Origin of the sequence: Streptomyces sp. NPDC012637 (assembly GCF_042954805.1) — a bacterium.
GTDB lineage: Bacteria > Actinomycetota > Actinomycetes > Streptomycetales > Streptomycetaceae > Streptomyces.
In genome coordinates, this window is the sequence record NZ_JBIBDS010000001.1 from 939666 (window position 1) to 959460 (window position 19795).

Annotated in this window: 22 protein-coding genes and 1 pseudogene; 15 read left to right on the forward strand and 8 right to left on the reverse strand. The window is 70.2% G+C overall.

The annotated features are described in order from the left end of the window. The 7 genes from ACFY8W_RS04280 to ACFY8W_RS04310 form a co-directional block, all read right to left on the reverse strand. Positions 1 to 450 (reverse strand): hypothetical protein, encoded by a 450-nt coding sequence (locus ACFY8W_RS04280; protein WP_391100011.1) that lies wholly within the window; start codon positions 448 to 450, stop codon positions 1 to 3. Further along, positions 447 to 932, reverse strand: a complete 486-nt coding sequence (locus tag ACFY8W_RS04285; RefSeq protein ID WP_391100013.1) for a hypothetical protein — start codon at positions 930 to 932, stop codon at positions 447 to 449. Before ACFY8W_RS04285 ends, ACFY8W_RS04280 begins: the two co-directional genes overlap by 4 nt. Before the next feature lie 108 nt (positions 933 to 1040). Next, positions 1041 to 1400: an SH3 domain-containing protein gene (locus ACFY8W_RS04290; RefSeq protein ID WP_391100016.1), complete on the reverse strand. Its 360-nt coding sequence runs from the start codon at positions 1398 to 1400 to the stop codon at positions 1041 to 1043. Positions 1401 to 1551: 151 nt separating this feature from the next. Beyond that, positions 1552 to 2298 (reverse strand): hypothetical protein, encoded by a 747-nt coding sequence (locus ACFY8W_RS04295; protein ID WP_391100018.1) that lies wholly within the window; start codon positions 2296 to 2298, stop codon positions 1552 to 1554. Positions 2299 to 2419: 121 nt separating this feature from the next. Beyond that, positions 2420 to 2902 carry a hypothetical protein gene (locus ACFY8W_RS04300; protein WP_391100020.1) on the reverse strand — a complete coding sequence of 161 codons (483 nt, stop codon included), beginning with the start codon at positions 2900 to 2902 and terminating at the stop codon, positions 2420 to 2422. Further along, entirely contained in the window at positions 2899 to 3456 is a 558-nt protein-coding gene (locus tag ACFY8W_RS04305; RefSeq protein ID WP_391101709.1) for a DUF4913 domain-containing protein, read from the reverse strand. Before ACFY8W_RS04305 ends, ACFY8W_RS04300 begins: the two co-directional genes overlap by 4 nt. Before the next feature lie 252 nt (positions 3457 to 3708). Beyond that, complete coding sequence (locus tag ACFY8W_RS04310; protein ID WP_391100022.1) at positions 3709 to 4464, reverse strand: DNA methyltransferase; 756 nt, start codon at positions 4462 to 4464, stop codon at positions 3709 to 3711. Positions 4465 to 4981: 517 nt separating this feature from the next. Here ACFY8W_RS04310 and ACFY8W_RS04315 point away from each other — a divergent pair. From ACFY8W_RS04315 to ACFY8W_RS04365, 11 genes are all read left to right on the forward strand, one after another. Next, the gene (locus ACFY8W_RS04315) at positions 4982 to 6094 is read left to right on the forward strand and encodes an NlpC/P60 family protein (protein WP_391100025.1); all 1113 of its coding nucleotides are present in this window, start codon (positions 4982 to 4984) and stop codon (positions 6092 to 6094) included. Positions 6095 to 6196: 102 nt separating this feature from the next. After that, positions 6197 to 6508 (forward strand): DUF6112 family protein, encoded by a 312-nt coding sequence (locus ACFY8W_RS04320; protein ID WP_391100027.1) that lies wholly within the window; start codon positions 6197 to 6199, stop codon positions 6506 to 6508. Beyond that, on the forward strand, positions 6509 to 7192 hold the full coding sequence (locus ACFY8W_RS04325; RefSeq protein ID WP_391100029.1) for a hypothetical protein: 684 nt from the start codon (positions 6509 to 6511) through the stop codon (positions 7190 to 7192). A 20-nt stretch (positions 7193 to 7212) separates the two neighbouring features. Next, complete coding sequence (locus tag ACFY8W_RS04330; protein WP_391100032.1) at positions 7213 to 8595, forward strand: ATP-binding protein; 1383 nt, start codon at positions 7213 to 7215, stop codon at positions 8593 to 8595. 75 nt (positions 8596 to 8670) lie between these two features. Next, positions 8671 to 10143 carry an SCO6880 family protein gene (locus tag ACFY8W_RS04335; protein WP_391100034.1) on the forward strand — a complete coding sequence of 491 codons (1473 nt, stop codon included), beginning with the start codon at positions 8671 to 8673 and terminating at the stop codon, positions 10141 to 10143. A 48-nt stretch (positions 10144 to 10191) separates the two neighbouring features. Next, on the forward strand, positions 10192 to 10641 hold the full coding sequence (locus tag ACFY8W_RS04340) for a DUF6238 family protein (RefSeq protein WP_391100037.1): 450 nt from the start codon (positions 10192 to 10194) through the stop codon (positions 10639 to 10641). A gap of 28 nt (positions 10642 to 10669) precedes the next feature. Beyond that, positions 10670 to 12184: an ATP-binding protein gene (locus tag ACFY8W_RS04345; protein ID WP_391100039.1), complete on the forward strand. Its 1515-nt coding sequence runs from the start codon at positions 10670 to 10672 to the stop codon at positions 12182 to 12184. A gap of 41 nt (positions 12185 to 12225) precedes the next feature. Next, complete coding sequence (locus ACFY8W_RS04350; RefSeq protein ID WP_391100041.1) at positions 12226 to 12774, forward strand: hypothetical protein; 549 nt, start codon at positions 12226 to 12228, stop codon at positions 12772 to 12774. Between the two features lie 98 nt (positions 12775 to 12872). Continuing rightward, on the forward strand, positions 12873 to 13379 hold the full coding sequence (locus tag ACFY8W_RS04355) for a hypothetical protein (RefSeq protein ID WP_391100044.1): 507 nt from the start codon (positions 12873 to 12875) through the stop codon (positions 13377 to 13379). Positions 13380 to 13412: 33 nt separating this feature from the next. After that, positions 13413 to 14189: a hypothetical protein gene (locus tag ACFY8W_RS04360; RefSeq protein ID WP_391100047.1), complete on the forward strand. Its 777-nt coding sequence runs from the start codon at positions 13413 to 13415 to the stop codon at positions 14187 to 14189. Between the two features lie 111 nt (positions 14190 to 14300). Then, a complete protein-coding gene (locus ACFY8W_RS04365; RefSeq protein WP_391100050.1) occupies positions 14301 to 15320 on the forward strand; it encodes a hypothetical protein in 1020 nt (339 codons plus the stop codon). Between the two features lie 60 nt (positions 15321 to 15380). Here the strand turns inward: ACFY8W_RS04365 and ACFY8W_RS04370 are convergent, their stop codons facing one another. Beyond that, positions 15381 to 16172 carry a hypothetical protein gene (locus ACFY8W_RS04370; RefSeq protein ID WP_391100053.1) on the reverse strand — a complete coding sequence of 264 codons (792 nt, stop codon included), beginning with the start codon at positions 16170 to 16172 and terminating at the stop codon, positions 15381 to 15383. 235 nt (positions 16173 to 16407) lie between these two features. On the opposite strand from ACFY8W_RS04370, the pseudogene ACFY8W_RS04375 reads away from it, so the two are divergent. From ACFY8W_RS04375 to ACFY8W_RS04390, 4 genes and pseudogenes are all read left to right on the forward strand, one after another. Further along, positions 16408 to 17029 (forward strand): annotated as a pseudogene (locus ACFY8W_RS04375) (glycosyltransferase). 529 nt (positions 17030 to 17558) lie between these two features. After that, positions 17559 to 18179 carry a hypothetical protein gene (locus tag ACFY8W_RS04380; RefSeq protein WP_391100055.1) on the forward strand — a complete coding sequence of 207 codons (621 nt, stop codon included), beginning with the start codon at positions 17559 to 17561 and terminating at the stop codon, positions 18177 to 18179. Positions 18180 to 18945: 766 nt separating this feature from the next. Then, complete coding sequence (locus ACFY8W_RS04385; RefSeq protein ID WP_391100057.1) at positions 18946 to 19407, forward strand: hypothetical protein; 462 nt, start codon at positions 18946 to 18948, stop codon at positions 19405 to 19407. Beyond that, positions 19404 to 19748 (forward strand): hypothetical protein, encoded by a 345-nt coding sequence (locus ACFY8W_RS04390; protein WP_391100059.1) that lies wholly within the window; start codon positions 19404 to 19406, stop codon positions 19746 to 19748. The genes ACFY8W_RS04385 and ACFY8W_RS04390 overlap by 4 nt, the downstream gene beginning before the upstream one ends. The last annotated feature ends 47 nt before the right edge of the window (positions 19749 to 19795 follow it).

The window sequence follows — 19795 nt, forward strand, 5'->3', positions numbered from 1 at the left end:
TCACGGTCGGCGGGCCCGGACCGCCCCGGCACGCTGTGGTGCCGGGGCGGCGACGGCCGAAGGCAGCGCGATGGTGGCCTTGGGCTGCGTGAACTGGACTGGCCGGAGCTGCCGTACGAGGGGCGGCATGGTGCGCAGCAGGTCGTCGAGCGCGGCGCGGTAGCCGTCGCGGGCGTCGAGCGCCGCCTCCAGCCACTGCGCGTCCATCCGCAGGGTCTCCGCCGACAGCTCGCCCATGTCACGGTCGGGCGCCATGGCCGCGTGCACGCGGTCGCGGACACGGGCGACCTGCTCCTCGGCCAGGGCGAGGAACGACCGCAGCTCCAGGGCACGGGTCACCGCAGGAGAGGCATCGGCGCTCATCGCCGTCTCGTACAGCTTGGCAACGGGGGCGCCGATCACCTCCCGCAGACGGCCGTCGACGGTGCTGGGCTTGAGCCGGGCGCTCATCGCTGCGCTGCCTTCGCCGTTAGCGCCGCCGATGCCGGTGCGGTCGCGGGCCGGTACGGCGGGCTGGTCTGCACGGCCGGGCCCTTACGGCCGGCGCGGTGGGCACGGGCAAGGCGTTCGACGGCGAGATCCTTCTTCCCCGGGGCATCCGGGTCGAGAAGCCACCGCACGACCAGAGCCCGCCCGTCGCGTGCGGTGACCGCGGCGTTGACGCGGTGGGCGAGGTCCATCGTCGGGTCGTCGACCTCGCTGGGCTGGGTCTCCAGCGCGGCCAGCAGGTCGTCCTCCGTGCGGTCGAGCACCGCCTGGGACTCGGCCAGAAGGCCGTGCCACTTGACGATGTCGGTGGCGTCAGGATGGGCAGCCGGTTCCTCGGCAACCGCGGCCGTCAACTGGGCCATGCCCATTCCGAAGCGCGTTTCGATCTGTTCGGTGAGCACGCCCACGACATCCTCTGTGCCGTCGGGTATGTCGTCGGACAAGGAAAACTTCTCTCTCGGGACACGGCGGCCCGGTTGTTCACGGAACGGGACTCGACGAGCGAGCGATCAACTCGGTCACGAGGCAGGCGGTTTGTCGCCGGGTGCTTGTCAGTCGAGGCACATGCGGACGTCGCGGTAGACGTAGGTGCCGGACACCCAGCCCTTCACGCCGGTGGTCCGGTCCGTGATGTAGTGCCAGTTCCCGATGGTCCTGTGGACGGTGAAGCTGTGGCCTCGGTAGAGGATGCCGACCGCGGTGGAGCGGGTGGTCGCCTTGGAGCGGATCGTCACCGCGCGGGTGCCGATGACCCACGGTCCGGGCCGGTCGCAGTCTCGGATCGTCGGCAGGGCGGTCTGCGCGCTGCTGGGCACGGCCGACGGCGCGGCGGTGGCCGCGGTCGCGGACGCGATCGGCAGGGCGAGCGCGCCGAGCATCGCTGCGGATATCGCAATTCGGGTGGAGCGCATGCGGAATAAACCTCCGTACGAGGAAAGGGGAATGCGAAAAGAAGCGGACCGGGCCTTTCGCCCCGTCGGCCGTTTAAGAGTCCGGAGAATCGCCGGTTTGGCCAACCGGCGATCGTCGGCTATGTTTCGCCGCGCCAGCCCGCCTTGTTGTTCAGCGCGATCGGCCACGCGGGCGCGGAGCAGCTGCCTTTGATGGGAGAACCGGGCGGGTCGGCGACGCGGTCGGCCGGACCGGCGGGAGGGGGCCAGCCGTGCCGCAGAGCCGGTCGTCGCACCACTGAAGGGCTTCCTCGACCGTGGCGAAGCCTCCCTCGCGCAGGGTGTGGGTCCAGGCGTCGGTGTCGACCTCCTCGACCACGACCCGGAACGGAGATGGGGATCGCTCATCGAGGGCGCGAAGTGCCACCACGGTGACCCAGTCGTCCGGGTCGTCGCGGGTGTAGGAGTAGCCCATCGCGTAGCGATCTCCGTCGGCCGCGAGGCGTCGCTCCAGAACCCGCGTGGCCTCATCCGCCGGCTGCGGGCCCAGCTCGGGGTCGACGCCGATGGCGTCGGGAGGGCAGCCGCGGTGAATCAGCCAGGACTGCGCCATCGCGGGCAGCGGCAGCGAAGCCTGCTCGAAGCTGAACGTCCGCTTCCCGTGGTCCCGTCGCAGAGGGATGGCGAGGTACTGCAGGGCGCCCGGGTGCCCGTAGGTGGCTGTGCGGTCGTACAGGACGTAGAAGCTGTGCACGCCGTCGGCGGTGTGGTGCTCGGCAAGCGGGACGAGCATGTCCTCGCGCACCGCGACCTGGCGGTAGAACTCGAGGCAGATCTGCTCATCGGCGTCGAACTCATCCAACTCGAAGTCGACTTCAGGCACGTGCCCCTGGTCGGGCGTCGATGCGGTGGCGGACAATAAGGGCCTTTCGGTGGGGTATCAGCACTGTTGTGCCGGTACGGACGGCCATGCCCCAGACCGAGCCGGTGTCTCCAACATCGGGGGCGTGGGCAGCCGGCATAGGCGGGTCCTCCGTGGTTCAGCGGGCGTGATGGTGCGAGGGGCTCTGCGCCGGGCGGGGCAGTCCCAGCATCGCGGAGGCCAGAGGTCCCGGCCTCGGCACCGGGCCGCGGGTCGTCAGCTGCGGGGAGCGGGAGCGGGCCGCATGAGTGCGGGCGCTCAGCGGACGGCGGGTCATCCCCAGACGGCGTCCGACCTCGTCGTAGACGTCGTTACCGGCCCGCGGCCGGACCGCGACGACGTGGATCTCCCGCCGGTACGCGGACTCCTCGGGCGCAGGCCGCACGCCGTAGACGACGCGCCATTCCTTCCGGGAATCGACGAACAGCTTGCGATAGCCCTCCAAGTCACCCGTGAGCCGGAGCCCGAAGCGCTCGGCGTTCACCACTTCCTGCAGATAGGAGAGGGTGAGGTCACGGATGTCGCTGGGAGCCTGGAGGAGATCAGTCAGCGCGCGGGCATCGAAGCTGAGGCCGAAGGCCGGCTGCTGCCCCGTGCTCACGACGTCAGCTCGCCCGGCTCGTCAGCGCCGGGCACCTCGGGTTCCGCCGCGTTCGCCCTCTCCGTGCGAGCGGAGGGAGGCGGGCCGGGCAGGATCCGGTGTGCGGGACGCTCCGGGGAGGTCATGCAGGCCGACAGTGGCCCCCCGGGTGCACGGATCGCAGCGATGGCGTGGGTGAGGAAGTCCCGGTGCCACACGAACAGGCCGGACAGGCCCGCCTCGGGGTCCTTGTGCTGCTGGTACGCGAGCCACAGGGCGTGAAGCCACGCCACGACGTCGTCGTGCTCCTGCCACTGCAGGCACCAGGGCGCCGCCGTGGTGACCTCCGCCCCGTAGACGGGCAGGAGGAAGTCGTCGACCCAGTCCGACAGAGCATCGAGCTCGTCCTCCCGTTCCTCCCCGTCCAGCTCCAGAATCGGTCGCGGCTCCGGCGGCGCAGCCGGTGGCGGTCCGCCGGGTCCCGGCATGCCGAACGCCGCGAACGGTGATCCGCCGGGGGACGGTGCGGAGGCCAGATGGTCGAGCTGCCGCGCCTGCTGGGCGGACTGATCCATCAGCCGTCGGACGCTGGCCTCAATCCCCTCCAGCTGGGGGTCCGGGATCCGGACCGGCTCCAACTCTCCGTCGGACGAGGGTTCTACGGGGTCGTTCATGTAGGGATGGCCTCCTGGAAGGCGTCGGAAGCGGGGACGTGGAAGCGGCGACGGGCAGAGCGCCCGTCGGACCGTGCATCACGCATGGCGCGGCGCCGCCGAGGGCCGAAAGACCACGGGTCTTTTTCCGCCGCTGCACATGCGGTTGTGGTGTCAGGCGGCGAGAACCACGTCCCCCTGGGTAAGGGTTTCGCGGACGGTCTGGGTGAGCCGGTCGGCCGCGATGGACGCGTAGTGCTCGGTCTTCTCCACGCCGATGAAGTCACGGCCCTCCAGCAGCGCTGCGACGCCCGTGGAGCCGGAGCCGGCGCAGAAGTCGAGCACCGTGCCGCCCGGCGGGGCGATCTTGACCAGCTCGCGCATCACCTCGACTGGCTTCTGCGTGATGTGCTGGCGGGCCTTGCCCGAAGGCTGCGACGCGCTGTACATGCCCGGCAGGTAGACCGGGTTCCGGGAGCCGTCGATTGACCCGTTGGACGCCCAGACGATGAACTCGCAGTTCTGGGTGAAGCGGCCCTTCTGGGGCCTGGCCTGCGGCTTGTGCCAGGCCAGCACGCCGCGCCACAGCCAGCCGGCCGCCTGGATGGCGTCCGTCGTGACGGGCAGCTGGCGCCAGTCGGTGAACAGCAGCGCGGTCCCGCCGGTCTTCGTCAGCCGGTGGGCTTCGGTCATGATCTGCGTCAGCCAGAAGCCGTACGAGCGCTGATCCATGTTCTCGCCGGTGAAGTCAGCGAGGGTGTGCTTGGCGTCGCCGGAGGTGTACTTCTGCTTCGCCGAGCGGCTGGTGCGCTCCTTCGCGGTCCGGCCCCCGCTGTTGTACGGCGGGTCGGTGATGACGGAGTCGACGCAGTTGTCCGGCAGGCCGGCGAGAACGCTCAGGGCGTCGCCCTGGTGCAGGGAAAAAGGCAAAGAGAGACCCCGATTCGGGTGTGTGAAGATCCAGGAAGAAGACCCCGTCGCGCAAGGAAAGCCTCGTAGGCCGGAATTGGGCATGCAGAAGCCCAGGGCCACGGACCGAGGAAGGGCGAGGGGATTCCCAAAACTGTAGGGGCGAATTCGCCGACGACCAAGAAGTGCCATGCCTAGGTGCCGGATTCCGGCACCTCACGCCGACTTTTTGGTCAACCGCCAATCTGCACCTACTGTTTTTGAACCGCCCGGAGCACACTGCCGACGGCAATTCCTTCCCCCTGCCTCGCGGAGGTTCCCCCTGCCCCGGCACACCTAGCTCACCTCCTGGCCTACGGAGCGAGCGGCAACTCGCCCGGACCGGCCAGCACCTCGATCGCCCACCACGGCCGCCGCGCCCCTTCCACCACGCCTCGCGCACGCGGCAGGCCGCACACTGCACCCCGAAAGGCCGTTCCGTGACGTCTCGTTGCCCGCCCCTGCCCGAAAACGACTCCGCGCGAGCGGACGAGGCCGGTTGAAGGCGCTCGCCGCCGGCATCGGCGTCGTCTTCCTCTCCCCTCTCCTCCTCGGCGGCACGGCCATGATGATGGCCAGCTCAAGCGAAGCCGCCACCCGCACCAGCGCCATCGACCAGTGTCTGCCCACCCTGGACACCGACAAGATCACCGACCAGGTCACCAAGATTCTCGACGGCGCGGACGCCTCCGCCGTCCGCATCGAGGGCCTGTCGCTGCCCGCCGAGCAGATCCCGAACGCGCAGACCATCGTCGCCACCGGGATCAGCCTCGACGTTCCCAAGCGGGGGCAGATCATTGCGCTCGCCACGGCCATGCAGGAGTCGAGGCTGCGTAACCTCTCCGGCGGTGACCGCGACAGCCTTGGCTTGTTCCAGCAGCGCCCGTCGCAGGGTTGGGGCACTCCCGACCAGATCCGCGACCCGGTCTACGCCTCGGAGAAGTTCTACAAGGCACTGCTCAGCGTGCGCGGTTGGCAGCAGATGACCGTGACCCAGGCGGCGCAGGCCGTGCAGAAGTCCGGCTACCCGGACGCCTACGCCCAGTGGGAGCCGCTGGCCACTGCCCTGCAAAAGGCCATCGCCGCCACCTTCCCCGGCAACTCCGGCGGTTCCGACAAGGACACCGACGACACCGCACTGTCGGGCTGCAGCACGGCGGACGGGTCCCAGTACGGGCCGATCCCCGAAGGGGCCGTGCCCAAGGGCTACTCGATCCCGAAGGACACCGATCCGCGCGCCCGCACGGCGATCGTCTGGGCGATGCACCAGCTCGGCACGATGTACCAGTGGGGCGGCTCGTGCACGGCCCCGCGCGGCCCGGACCCGATGGGCCGCTGCGACTGCAGCTCGCTGATGCAGCAGGCGTACGCCAAGGCCGGTATCCAGCTCACCCGCACCACGTACACGCAGGTCAACGAGGGCAAAGCCGTCTCCGTCAAGGCTCTGAAGCCCGGCGACCTGATCTTCAGCCGCGGCACCGCGGCCCGTCCGGAGCACGTCGGCATGTACATCGGCGAGGGGCTCGTGATCGAGGCCCCGCGCACCGGCAAGCCCGTCCGGATCACGCCGCTCAAGGACTGGGACGTCCTCGCCGCCCGCCGCGTCCTCTGACGCCGGCCCCTTCTCGCGCCGCTCGCGCGCCCCTCCCCCTCTTCTTCTTCACCTCCGCCCGGGCCCGCTTGGCCTGCGCACGCAAGGAGCCCTCCCATACCCATGTCTCCCCTCGCCGGCCACCTCATCCACCTCGCTTACGACCCAGGAATTACCCCCCAGGGCGGCGGCCTGCCCGGCCTGGCCGTGCTGAAGAACGTCGTCAACTCGATCAACCTGTTCGGCATCATCGCCGTTGTCGGCGCGCTCGCCGTCAGCCTCGCGGTCTGGGCGTGGGGCCACCACACGGGTGGCCACCAGGCCGAGGCGAACGGGAAGAAGGGCGCCACCGTCGCTGCGGGCGCCGCCCTCGGACTGGGCGCCGCCAACGGAATCGTGGCCTTCTTCTCCGCCCTGGGGTCGCAGGTTCACTAAATGACGAAACGAATCCTCTCCCTTTCGGCCTACGGGGTCGGCTGGTCGGCCCGCCGCCGCGCCGCCGTGATCGCGATCGGGCTTGCCTGCTTGCTTGCCGTCACCGGTGCGACCGCCTACTTCTCGGGCCGCGGCGAACAGCACCGTCCGACGGCCAGCAGCCCGGCCCCGACGAGCAGCTCGCCGCCGGCGGACGCCGTGCGCGAGCCGACGCCGACAACGGGTTCGGTGCCCCGGCCGCCGCGGATCTCCGACCCCGTCGCGTTCGCCAAGGAAGCCGCCGCGATGCTCTGGTCCTACGACACCCGCACCACCAGCCGCGCGCAGCAGCTCACCGGCATGGAGGCGTGGATGACGAAGGAGACCCAGTACAGCGACTGGGTCTCGATCTCCGCGCAGGTGCCGGACCCGACCCTGTGGTCGCGGATGACCGACCAGCAGCAGTACGCCACCGCCACCGCGGCTGAGGCCCACTACCCGGCCGCGTTCAAGCAGGCCCTGGCCGAGGACCCCGCCGCGATCACCAAGGCGTACATCTACGCCGTCACCGTCACCGGCAAGCAGCGGATCGCCTGGGCCAAGGGCGGCGGAGGAGCGGAGGACCGCTCCGTGACCCTCGCCGTCCAGTGCCGGCCCTCGGCCGACTGCTCGCTCGTCGCCATCGCCCCGCGCGTCGCGCCCTGACCTAAGGAGGTAGCTCCCCCATGGGATTCTGCGACCTTCCCCTCGCGGACAAGGTCTGCGCGGTCGGCGAGGCAGTGGACTTCGCGTCCAACCCCGGCAAGGCGATCGGCGACTGGATGGCGAAGTCCGCCGGCGAACTCGCCGCCGCCTCGGCCGACCTCGCCGCCAAGGCAGTCGACGCCACCACCCAAGTCGACCTGAACGCGGGGTGGTTCCGCGACAACTACGAAACGATCCTGCCCATCGGCCTGGTCGTCCTCGTGGCCACGTTCTGCGCCCAGCTCGTCCGGGCCGCCATCCGGCGCGACGGGCAGGCCCTGACACAGGCGTTCACCGGCACAGCGTCCGGTGTCATCTTCGCCTTCGCGGCCATCGCCCTGACCACCGTCGCGATCGAAGTCGTCGACGCCTTGTCGGCCGGGCTCCTCAAAGCCTCCAACCTGTCGATCGAGACGGCCGTAAGCCGCATCGTCAAGGTCGCCCAGATCGGAGCCCTGTCAGGTCTCGGCTGGCTGGTGATGGTGTTCGCCGCCCTCGGTGCCGCGATCGGCGCCGTCCTCTACTGGTGCGTGATGATGGTCCGCAAGGTCGGCATCCTCGTCATGGTCACCCTCGCGGTGTTCGCGGGAGCCGGCGGCGGCTGGGAAGCCGCACGCCGTTGGCGCAAGGGCTGGATCGAGGCCACCGCCACCCTCGTCGTCTCCAAGCTCCTGATGACAATCGTCTTCGTGCTCGGCATCGCCGCGATGGGCAAGACCGACTCGAAGGACGGGCTCGCCGCCCTCGCCGACGTCATGGCCGGCATCGTCATCATGATCCTGATCCTGCTGTGCCCGTACGCCACCTTCAAGTTCGTCCACTGGGCCGCCGACGGGACCGACGGCGAGTCCATCCACCGTGCCGGCGGCGCCGGTGCGCAGCTCGCAAAGCAGCACGCAGAGAAGGCGACCCGCAAAGCCGCCGCGATGGCGGCAACCGCAGCAACCGGTGGTGCCGGAGCCGGTGCGGGAGCAGGAGCTGCTCCGCAGGGACCGGACTCGATCCCCGGCGGTGGCGGGTTCCCCGGCGACGTCGCCTCCTCCCCGTCCGGCGGAGGCGGAGACCAGGAGAGTTCGCAGACCGGAGGCTCTGGCGTCTCGCCAGGCGGTGACGCCGTCAAGTCCGGCCTGGAGAAGGCGGTCCAGCCTGCGCCGACCAGTGTCTCCGACGACACCAGCGGCCAGGTGGGCGGCAGCCCGGCAGCAGGCGGCGGCTCCGGACCGGGCGCCGCAGCCAGCCAGGGCGGCGGATGGCAGTCCAGCCCGCCGACCACAACGCCGCCGCCACAGGGAGCTCCGCCGTCCTCCGGCTCGACGGTCGGCACGAGCAGTCCGGCCTCGCCGCCGCCTTCGACCGGCCTCTGATCCCCTGCCCGATACCGGGGGCGGGAGGTGACTCACCTCCCGCCCCCACTCCCCCGCGCCTCCAGGACCAAGCCCTTGTCTGATCTCTCCGTCGCCCCGGTCACGGTGAAATTCCCCCACCGCTCCCGCCGCGGCATCCTCCTGGGACTCTCCCTTCCCCAACTCCTCCTCGTCTCCTTCGCGTTGGCTCTCCTGCTGGTGACCGTGGTCACTACGGGGCTGCTCGGCGCCGTCGCCTTGGCCCCGCTGTGGGCGGCGGTCGCCGCGCTCGTCGCGATCCGACGGCATGGGCGCTCGCTGATCGACTGGGCTCCGATCGTGGCCCGCTACGCCCAGCGCCGCCGCGCCGGGCAGACGCTCTGGCTCGCCCGGCCCGTCACCCGCCCCCGGCAGGACGGCGTCCTGCACCTGCCCGGCACCGCCGCCTCCCTCAAGGTCGTCACCCCCGGCAACTCCGCCAACGGCGCCGCCGCCGTCCACGACCCGCACCAGCAGACCCTGACCGCCATCGCGCGCGTCTCCTCCCGGGCCTTCGTCCTGCTCGACCCCGCCGCACAGAACCACAACGTGGCCGGATGGGGGCGTGCGCTCGCAGGCATCGCCCGCACCGGGCACGTCGCCACCGTGCAGGTCCTGGAGCGCACCGTCCCCGACTCCGGCGACACCCTCGCCCGGCACTGGGCCCAGCACGGCCGACCCGACACCCCGGTCGCCGGACAGATCTACTCCGAACTCGTCGCCGCCGCCGGCCCCGCCGCAGCCCCGCACGAGACCTACCTCGCGATCTCCCTCGACCTCAAGGCCGCCAAGCGCCTGATATCGCAGGCGGGCGGTGGTCTGCCCGGCGCGTTCACCGTCATGGAGCAGACCACGGCCAGCGTCGCCCAGGCCGCCCGGAACGCAGGTCTGATGATCACAGGCTGGCTGAGCGCCCCGGAGATCGCCGCCGTCATCCGCACCGCCTACGACCCGAAGGCCCTCTCGGCCCTGCAGCAGTGGTCCGAGACCGGGCACGCGGAGGCGGACCCAGCGGCCGCCGGGCCCGTCGTCCAGGTCGAGGAGTACGACCGGCTCGCCACCGACACCGCCCGGCACGCGACGTACTGGGTGGAGAACTGGCCGCGCACCGAGATGGGCGCCGGGTTCCTGCACGGCCTGATGTTCAGCGCCGGCGTCCGCCGCACCCTCTCCCTCATCTACGTGCCCCAGGGACTCGAGTCTGCGCTGCGCGACGTCCAGCGGAAGAAGGCGGCGATCATCGCCGATGCGAGCGAGCGTGCCCGTCGCGGACAAGTCGACAGCGAGGAGGACTCCGTCGAGTACGCCGACGTCAAGCAGCGCGAGCGACAGCTCATCGCCGGGCACGCCGACGTCGCCCTGACCGGCCTGGTCACCGTCACCGCCGACACCGACGCCCTCCTCGACGCCGCCTGCGCGCAAATCGAGACCGCCGCCGTCACCGCCGGCGTCGACCTGCGCCGCCTCAACTACCAGCAGCCCGACGCCTTCGCCGTCTCCGCTCTCCCCCTGGCCCGCACCACTCTCTGACCCCGCCGCCCCCCACACCGTTGCGGCGGCAGGAAGGCCCCCACCCCTTTGAGCTCCCCTCCGCGTCCCGACGACGCGCACCCCTACCTCCGCGCCGCCACCGCCGGCGTCCGCCACCACGCCCGCGCCCTGGCACGGCCGACACCGCCGGATCCGGTGGACCGCGTCCACCTCGACGTGCTCCACGCACACCTGACCGCGCTGCACCGCTTCCTCGACCAGCTCGCCGAGACCACGCGTCCCCCGTATCCCGGCGCAGGCCGGCACCTCGCCACCGCGCACACCCGGCTCTGGCAGGCCACGGCCGAGGTCCACACCGCTTTTCACCTCCTGCCGGCCACCTCCGCAGACTCGACCGAGTGCCGCCCCGAGCGGCTCCCAGAGGGACCTCCCGTCCTCACGATCTGCCAGCGCCACCTCGCCGCCAGCCACATCATCCGCCGCAAGACCACCCCAGCCGACCTCAACCGCCCGCACACCACCCCGTGCGCGCGATGAGCACCACCCGCCGAATCGAGGGCCCCCGATGAGCCACCGGCCCGCCCGCAGAGCCCGCCGCGCCTCCGCAAGTCCGCTGTTCACTCCGCACGGCACCGACCGAGCCGCGCGGAAGGCCGCTCGTCGCCGGCTCGCCGAAGCCACCGCCAAGGCCCGCGCCGAAGCGGCCGCCCACCCGGCGGGCACCGCGCCGGCCGAGCACGAGATGCCCGCCCCCCTGTACCCGCCGAACGGACGCCCCGGACCTGCCTCCGCCCGCGGGAACCGGCTCAAGCTGCCCGCCCACCGCATGACCACCGCCATCGCGGCCGGGGCGTACCCCTTCCTCGCCGAGGGCGGACTGGGAGCAGAGGGCATCTACGTCGGCCGCGACGTGCACGCCGAAGCGTCGTTCGTGTTCGACCCGTTCGCGCTGTACGGCAAGGTCGAGGGCTTCACCAACCCGAACATCTTGCTGGCCGGCGTGATCGGCCAGGGCAAGAGCGCACTGGCCAAGAGCTTCGCCCTGCGGTCGGTCGCCTTCGGGTACCGGATCTACGTGCCGTGCGATCCCAAGGGAGAGTGGACGCCCGTCGCGCAGGCGCTGGGTGGCACGTCGGTCGCCCTCGGCCCCGGACTGCCGGGCAGGCTGAACCCGCTGGACGCCGCCCCCCGGCCAGCCTCCGTCTCCGAGGCCGACTGGGCCGGCGAGCTCCGCAAGCGCCGCCTGCTGCTGCTCGGCTCCCTGGCCCGGACCGTCCTGGGCAGGGACCTGCTGCCGATGGAGCACACCGCCCTCGACGTCGCCCTCGACTCGGTCGTCACCCGCGCCGCCACCACCGGCCGCACGCCGCTCCTCGGCGACGTCGCCGCCGCCCTGAACAACCCCGACCAGCTCGACTCCGCCGCCGGGATGATGTCCGGGCGGCTCGGGGACGCGGCCCGCGATCTGGCGCACGCGATGCGCCGTCTCGTCCACGGTGACTTGGCCGGCATGTTCGACGCACCCTCAACCGTGGCGTTCGACCCCGGCTCCCCGATGCTCACCATCGACCTGTCCCGGCTCGGCGGCTCCGGCGACGACACCGCCCTCGTCCTCGCCATGACCTGCGCGTCCGCCTGGATGGAGTCCGCCCTCACCGACCCCAACGGCGGCCGACGGTGGATCGTCTACGACGAGGCATGGCGCCTAATGCGCCACGTCGGCCTGCTCCAGCGCATGCAGGCCCAGTGGAAGCTGAGCCGCGGCCTCGGCATCGCCAACCTCATGGTGATCCACCGCCTCAGCGACCTTCTCACCGCCGGCGACGCCGGATCACAGGGCCGCGCCCTCGCCGAGGGCCTCCTCGCCGACTGCTCCACCCGCATCATCTACCGCCAGGAAACCGACCAGCTCCACGCTGCCGCTTCCCTGCTCGGCCTGACCTCCGTCGAGATGGACGCCATCGCCCACCTCAACCGCGGACGCGGCCTGTGGAAGGTCGCCGGACGATCATTCATCGTTCAACATCTTCTCCATTCGCGCGAGCTGTCGCTGTTCGACACCGACGCCCGCATGCACTGAAAACCCGTGGGTTCGCGCCGACTGAAAGACCACCACGCCTTATGCCTGACATCGCAAACCCCGACTACTTCCTCCAGCTGGCCCGCACGCTCGACCGAATGACCGCGGACGTTCCGATTGCCAAACAGCTTCGGCGCGGCGACGACATCAGCCCGGCCATCCGGACGATGGTCAGCGACGCCGGCTGCGTACTGACGGAGATCAGCGAGGAACTGGCGACCAGCTATCGGCACGAGATTCTCCACCGCTTGACCCATGGTCCCGCCGAACGCTTCGGTACCGCCGCACTCGCCCAATGCGCGGTACCCCTAGGAACCGCGCTCAGCCACCTCGGCCACGTCGTCGAGCGGCTCGGATTTGTTCACGGACACGTTCTGCAGCCAGGAACCGGGGCAAGGACCCCTGTTCCGCTCGACTTCCGTCAGCCCCTCCAGGAGCACCTCGACCGCATCGCCCCGCTGTTGCGCACTGCCGCACAGCAGTTGCGCACCAACGCCGTCGAGCTCTCCCGGATCCGCGACGCCCGGTCGAAGACCAGCGCTGTGCCTCTGACACCCATCGGTGCCCGACAAGGGCGCGTCGTGCGCTGAAGCATCGAGTTCAGTCGCCCGTGGCGAACACACGGCAACAGAGACATGCGCGAACCGATGGCAGCCACTCGCCACGAGCCAACCAGAACGGAGCCTCCGTGTCGCACCCCGATCCCGAACAGCACGATGGCGGCGCTGTCCCCGCCACCCTTCACCGCCACGCCCGCCGGGACGCCGAGCCCTTCCTAGCCGCGCACCCGCTCCCTGACGAGCCGCTGCCGCTCCCCGACCTGACTCCCTACCTCACCGCGCTCGCCGAGGCGGAGACGCCCGCCGAGGTCAGCGCCGTCACCCGCCGGCTCGTCGAAACCACCACGCCCGTGCTCGACCACATCGCCGGCCACTTCGTGGCCGTGGCCCTCTGGGCTGGCCACGAGCGCCGTCACACGCCACAGGCGGTGCGCCTCCTACGTGACGCCGCCCACGGTGTCCGGTCGGCTCCAGCGCAGGTCATCCGGGCTGACCTGGAGAACCTGCTGGCCCACTACGCCCCGCCCGCAATAGGCCCAGGTGAGGAACAGGCCGACCGGACCGCCGTCTCCCACCCGTCGTCCCTGGGCCTGGGTCCTTCGGCAGCCTCCAGCCCTCCACCCTCCCGCCGCTAGAAACGCGTCCTTCACGATTCGACTTGGGAGCACATGCCCTCACCCCGCGCTGATCTCTCCGCGTTCGCCGAGGAACTGGCTGAGCGGCTGCCCGGCCGCTGGACCAGCGAGTACACCCACCACGACTCCTACGAAGAGCAATTCCCTGCTGCCGACAGGCTCTGGGACGCCGGGCACGTCGACTACATCGTCAGCCAGTACGTCGTCGGCCACCACGCAGTCCTGCTCGACCAGGACGGACGAACGCTCTATGTGACCGACCGGCCCCGGTACCGCCACCAGTTCGTCGTGGCACCGCTGGAGCCCGAAGATCCGGAGTTCAGGTCCCACCACTTCGCTGGCGTCAAGGAGCCGAGCGGCATCGCCGTCCCCGACCAGCCTGCGCGTGCGGCGGCCCAGGTCACCCTTCGCCTGCTGCCCCGCTATCAGCGAGCCCTGGACACCGTGCTGCGCAACGCGGCCGTCCAGCCCGAACCACCGCACCGCCCCGGACCACCCAAGGTGGCCGATGTCGTCACCCTGACCTGGTACGAGGACGGCGCACTCGGCACGCCGTACAAGAGCGTCCCCGCAGACGCCCGTACGACGCTGTACGCCCTCGGGTGCCAGTACCACCCGCACGAGGCCGCATTCCTGCTGCCCGCCGCGTACGGCGAGGACGGCCGTGCCCTGCGCCTGCGGGTCCTGGTCCACCACCTCGCCCAGAAGGGCATCGGCGTGAACCTCCGCCACACCACCACACCGACGACCACGCCCCCGCGCCTGCCCGGTCCCGCGCCCGCCAGCGCCGCCACCGCGCGCCACCGGTAGGCCGACCGCCGGGCCGGAACCCCACATCGCCCCCGCCTGTCTGTCCCCCCTTCCTTCCGCCTTTCCACAGTACGAGGAGCACTCATCCGCACTGCCCGCCGCACCCTGCCCTTGGTCACCGCAGCTCTCTGCGTCGCCGTGGGCGCGACCGCCTGCACCAGCGACGACAGCGGCCCCTCGGCCAAGAAGACGGCGCCCAGCGCCACCGCCGCGCCGACGCCGGTCCCCGCGCTCACCCCGGCGCAGGCACGCGACGCCATCACCCACTACTCGACGACCAACAACCTCGCGCACGTCAAGCAGGACCGCGCACTTCTCGACACCGTCGAAGGCGGTCCCCGCTATGCGATGTCGCTGGCTGACCTCAAGCAGGACGAGGCCCTGCCGAAGGCGGACCGCGAGCCGTACCGGCTGTGGTCGTACGACCTGTCGGCGACCGACCTGTACATCCCGCGCCTGCAGGACGGACAGCAGCGGTGGTTCGCGGCCGTCACCCGGGGTGGCAGCCAGCAGCAGTTCGCCCGTGTCCTGGTCATGGCCGAGAACACGAAGTCGATGCAGTGGGAGATGGTGGCCACCGTCGACATCGACGATCCCAAGCAGCTCCCGACGATCGTGCTCGACAAGGACGGTTACGCCACCGCCGTCGACGCCTCCTCGAAGTCCCTGACCGCGCCGGTCAGCCAGCTCCGCTCGGCCGTGACCGACAACTTCGCCACCGGAGGCGAGCTGACCGGGAAGAAGGTCTTCGCCCCGACTGCAGCCTCCCAGCGGCAGATCAAGGTCCACGACGAGACGACCCGGAAGTTCGGCCCGCGCGGCACCACCCGATTCGCTGCCGCCGACCCGCAGTTCACCGACGCGTACGCGCTGAAGACCACCACGGGCGCTCTCGTCGTCTTCTCCCACACGCACACCCAGCACGACGCCGTCGCCGCCCCGAGTCTGCGGATCATTCCGGAGAAGGAGGACCGCGCCTGGCTCGGCACCAGCGCGAGCCCCGCCTTCACCTACACGTTCACGTGCTCGGACATCGCCGCCGTGCCGAGCGTGCCCGAGGCGTCCAGCCTCCTCGGGTACGGCTGCCGGCGCACCGACGCCGAGGCCGCTGGCCCGAGCACCTCCGTCTAGCGGGACCTGTACGCCAGCACCCCGACTTCGTTACCCGCTCGGCTACGCGCTGAGCGATGGCTATCGCCGGCGCCTCCTGGTAGGCACAAGGTCGTCGGGCAACCCAAGGTGCTGGGTGGCTTCCTGGAGCGGCTGGGTCAGCGGCCGACCAGCCAGGATGCGGTTGATGGCCTGTCCAGCTTGCACCAGGGATACAGCGACACCAATGACATCGCTGAACCCGCTCGGGCGGGGACGAGTCCGGATCTGCCACTCATTCGAACCGCTGCCCACGGGTGCCAAATACAGCTTCCCCGTGTCGCGGGTGGTGTGACTGAATCCGCTTAGGTGCCGATACACGAGGTACGACGGCTTCGCTCCATAAGCGGTCATCAAAGTCTCGGTGTTCCTGAGTTCGTTCTTCAAACGGGTGATCTCTGGGGTGAGCTGGCTTTGCCTACCGGCGACATCGCGGCGGATGCGGTCCTCGTCCCCGAGCTCACCAATGGCCCAACCCACTTCAACAGCAGCGTTGATGAGCTTGACCAGCTCCTCATCACCGTAGGCGTCCACCGCCTGCAAGGCAGCCACCCCGCCGTCGATGAGCCATGGCAGCGCCAGTGCGTGGGTCACCAGGTTGCGCGTTACCGGGGCGACCAGGAGGCCGTTTCCGGCCTTCGTCTGCTCCAGTACGAGCCAGGACGAGTCCGTAACGAGCATCCACCAGCTCCATGCGGTGCGCGCCACGGCCTCATGCTCGCGCTCGAACGCCACGCCCGTACCGGCAGCAAGGCTGTCGCGAGCTGCGACCAGCTGCTCAATGACTTCCCCAGACCGCCGAGCGGTGGCTTCGTCATGGGTGAACTGCACCATCACCCCAGCTTAGGCACGAAAGGCCAGACGAGAAGGGTGGCCGCCCCGAGGGCTGCCCTCTCGCCACCGACTCATCCGCCGTCCCGGACCAACCGCCTGTACCGGCGTCTCCCCGCGCGGCGGCCACACGTCTCCCTTCTCGTCCGCCCTTTTGGAGAATTCCCTGACCACGCCCCCGATCACGGTCGTCATGGCCTCCCGCCTGCGCGAGGACCGTCTCGACTACCTGACCGCCATGCACGCGAGCCTCACCCGGCAGTCCGTACCGTGGGAGGCGGTGATCGCCCTCGACGGCGCCGATCCGAGCAGTCTGCCCGCCCCTCTCGCGGCCGACCCGCGCATCAGCACGCTCGCACTTCCCCGCCCGGTCGGCGCCGCCTGCGCCCGTAACCTCCCGCTCGCCCAGGTCCGCACCAAGTACGACGCCATGGCCGCCCGGCTGTCCACCTTGGAATCCACTGGCGTGGGCTGGTGCGCCGGGTGGAGCATGGACCTGCACCGTCATGAACTACTGGGCACGGCCGCAGGACACGATCCCGATCGGGCCGACCACGATCCTCGCTCGCACCGACCTCGTCCGCGCAGCCCCGATAGGTGGCCTCGTACAGGGCGAGGACTACATGGCGGCCGTCGGCGTCACCAACCTCGCGCCCGGGATCCTGCTGCGCCTGCCGGTGTACCGATACCGCAAGCACCCTGGGCAGATGACTGCCCATCACGAATACGACCAGCTGGAAGCGGCAGCGCGCGAGCACGCCTGGCAGTACGGACACGCCCTTCGCACCGCCGCCCCAAGCGCGGTGCTCCGGGAACTGCAGTTGCCGAAGCTGCTCCCCGTGACCATGCAAGACAGATGAGAAAACCGGGCTCTTATGGAGAGCTCCGTGACCTACCTCTTCCCGTGGCCGCACCGTCCCGGCCCCGCCGTTGAGAACGCCTCACCGCCAGATGGTCACCAACACCCCCCAGGATGTCAGTGCCGCCGTGTACGTTCCGGATACGAGGTCAGTTCAGGCACACATGGTTGGATCGGAGAGCGAGAGCCAGTTCATGGTACGAAGCACACCGATCACACGCAGCGGACATCTCAGAGGTCGACCTGGAGACTTCTGGGACATCGCCGAGCTCAGGGCCTCTGGGATCCTTGCTCCGCAGTCCGGAATCCGAGCCGATCGACGGGGTTCACATGCCGGCCTGCTAATGCGGACACCGAACATCCCGCACAACGCCACTGGTTGGCGCACGGACGGATTGTTGCACTACCTGGGTGCTTCGCCTGTCTTCGACGGACCTGTACAACACTGGGGTGCTTTGAGTCATCCCTCGAATGCTCGACTCCTCGCAGCGGCCGAGGAGGGGCGTCCCATCCATGTCTTCGAGACAGGAATGCGCACCGCGCGTTACATCGACGAGTTCATCCTAGAAGACGTGGGGCCATCTGAACCCGTCCGGGTTGGGAACGGTTTCGCCTACCCACCTGTCTTCAAGTTGCGTCCTACAGAGACCGTGGCTCATGTTCCGGGGCAGCTCGCCGCTGTCTGCGACACGCAGGTGGTGAGCTTCAGGTCAGTCGAACGTGCCGATTTGCTGTGCGATCAGAGCGCCCTAGGTACCGCAAAACTCCGTCCGGAGAACAGACTCGTCCTCAACTTCTGCCGCCACCTGAACCGCAGCGGCCATTCGACCCTCAGCCTGCAGATCAGGCATACACCTAATCACGCTCCCATGTTCACGGACATTTGGGTGGACTCGGCCTATCTCCTGATCGAGGCGAAAGTGAAACCCGATCGCGAGAGCGTCCGAATGGCACTGAGCCAGTTGGCCGACTACACACGCTTTCTGGACCACCCAAAGAGGGCAGTCCTGTTGTCTGCACGGCCGACGCCCGACGTGATTGCTCTCGCCCACTCCCAGCAGTCGGCAGTTATCTGGCCCACTCTGGGGGGCAATTGGGTTTCGAGCATCGGCTGGCTCAGCCAACTCGGCATCTCTCAGGCCCCGGAGTAACTTCACAACTGCAGTGCCGGGTGTCATTTGTCCCCATCGGCGCCTCACGTGGAGCGGCAAAAGGACTGAACCGCCTACCCGACCCGGTCCCCGGCAGGTGCCGACTCGCTGAGGCGCAAATCGTCTTGGGCGCGATTCCGGCTGCACGCACCGGCGAACGTCGTCCTGCCGCCTCCCCTCGACCGCGTGACAGGGCGATCACGGAGCGGTTTCTCGCCGCGCACGACAGGGTCGTCCATCACGCGGAACCGCGGCCGTTCCAAGCCGAAGCAACCGCCCGCATCCGCGCCCGTGCACGGCACCTGGATGGCAACGGCCGACTCCGGCCGGTAGGGCGACGCCACCCGACTCGGCATCGCCGCGGCCGACGGACGGCAGCCGGCTAGTTCCTACAGGGCGCCTGGCTCAAGTGCCGCACCGTCCTGGACCACGTTTCCGCAGTGCTCGGCCAGCGCCGCCCCGTCGTCACCCCATAGCTCGAGGACACCGATGTTCTCGTACGGCTGGCCGGCGCTTTCGGTGACGCCGAGACCCGGCGCGAGGAGCTCGCCTACGGCACTCCGCTGACGACCCCGAGCGCAAGGCGTGGACCTGGTCGGCCGTCGACACGTGAGTCACCCACGTCGAAGCGTTCCTGCGCATGCCCGCGCGCTGCTCCCCGTCCCAGTGCCCTGCCCTGGCCGTCTCGGCGCCACCCGGCGCTCTCCCGCCGGCCGCCCCGTACCCCGCCGCTGACCTGCGGCACCACCATAAGGAGACCCCCTCTTTGGATCGTGGCACCCACTTCACCTTCGGTACCCACGAACAGCACGGCTTCGTCGCCGCCTTCCACGCCTCCATGCCGGCGCACCTGGCCCACTGGTACCTCGAGCGGGAGCAGTTCGAGCCCGTCCCCGACCAACCGAGGCTGTTCCGGCTGGCCGAGCCCGAGCGCGACGGGCCGCGCCGTACCCGCCAGGCCGTCCACGACCTGCGCCGCCACGGGTACACCGTGCACGCCGACGTCGCCCTGGATCCGGCCGCCTCGGCCAGCCCGCCGCGCCCAGCTCGGCCCAACGGGCTGATGGAGCGCCGTCGCCGAGTCGCCCAAGCCGCGGCCGGCCGGTCACCGCAGCGCGGCCCGGCACCGACCACCTCCCCGCCGTCGGCGCGACCGATCCCGCCGAAGCCCACCTACGCACCCACCGTCCACCTGACCGCCTCCGCCGCGGCTGGGCGGTCGCGGTGACCCCGGATGCGAAGCCGATCAGCATCACCCGCGGGCCGGGCGGCGAGGTGGAAGTCGCCGGCGTTTTCGACGCCTTCGCCGGAGACATCCTGCGTCGCGCCGGCTTCCTGTTCGATCCGTCCCTGAGCGGGCACTGGATCCGGCTGCCGTTCGACATGGGGCGCGACTGGGAGAACGAGCACGCGACCTGGGCGGCCGACATGCTCGCCGCCGCCCGCTACCCCGTGCGCCTTGCTCCTGGCCTGCGCCGCGAAACCGGCGGAGCGGTCGTCCCCGCCGGGCCCGCACGCCCGCCAGTCATCACGGCGCAGGCCCCTCCCGGTCGCCGGGCCGCCCGCTGACCCACACCGACCACCAGGAGGAGCAGATCCTTGACACCCGCGCGACC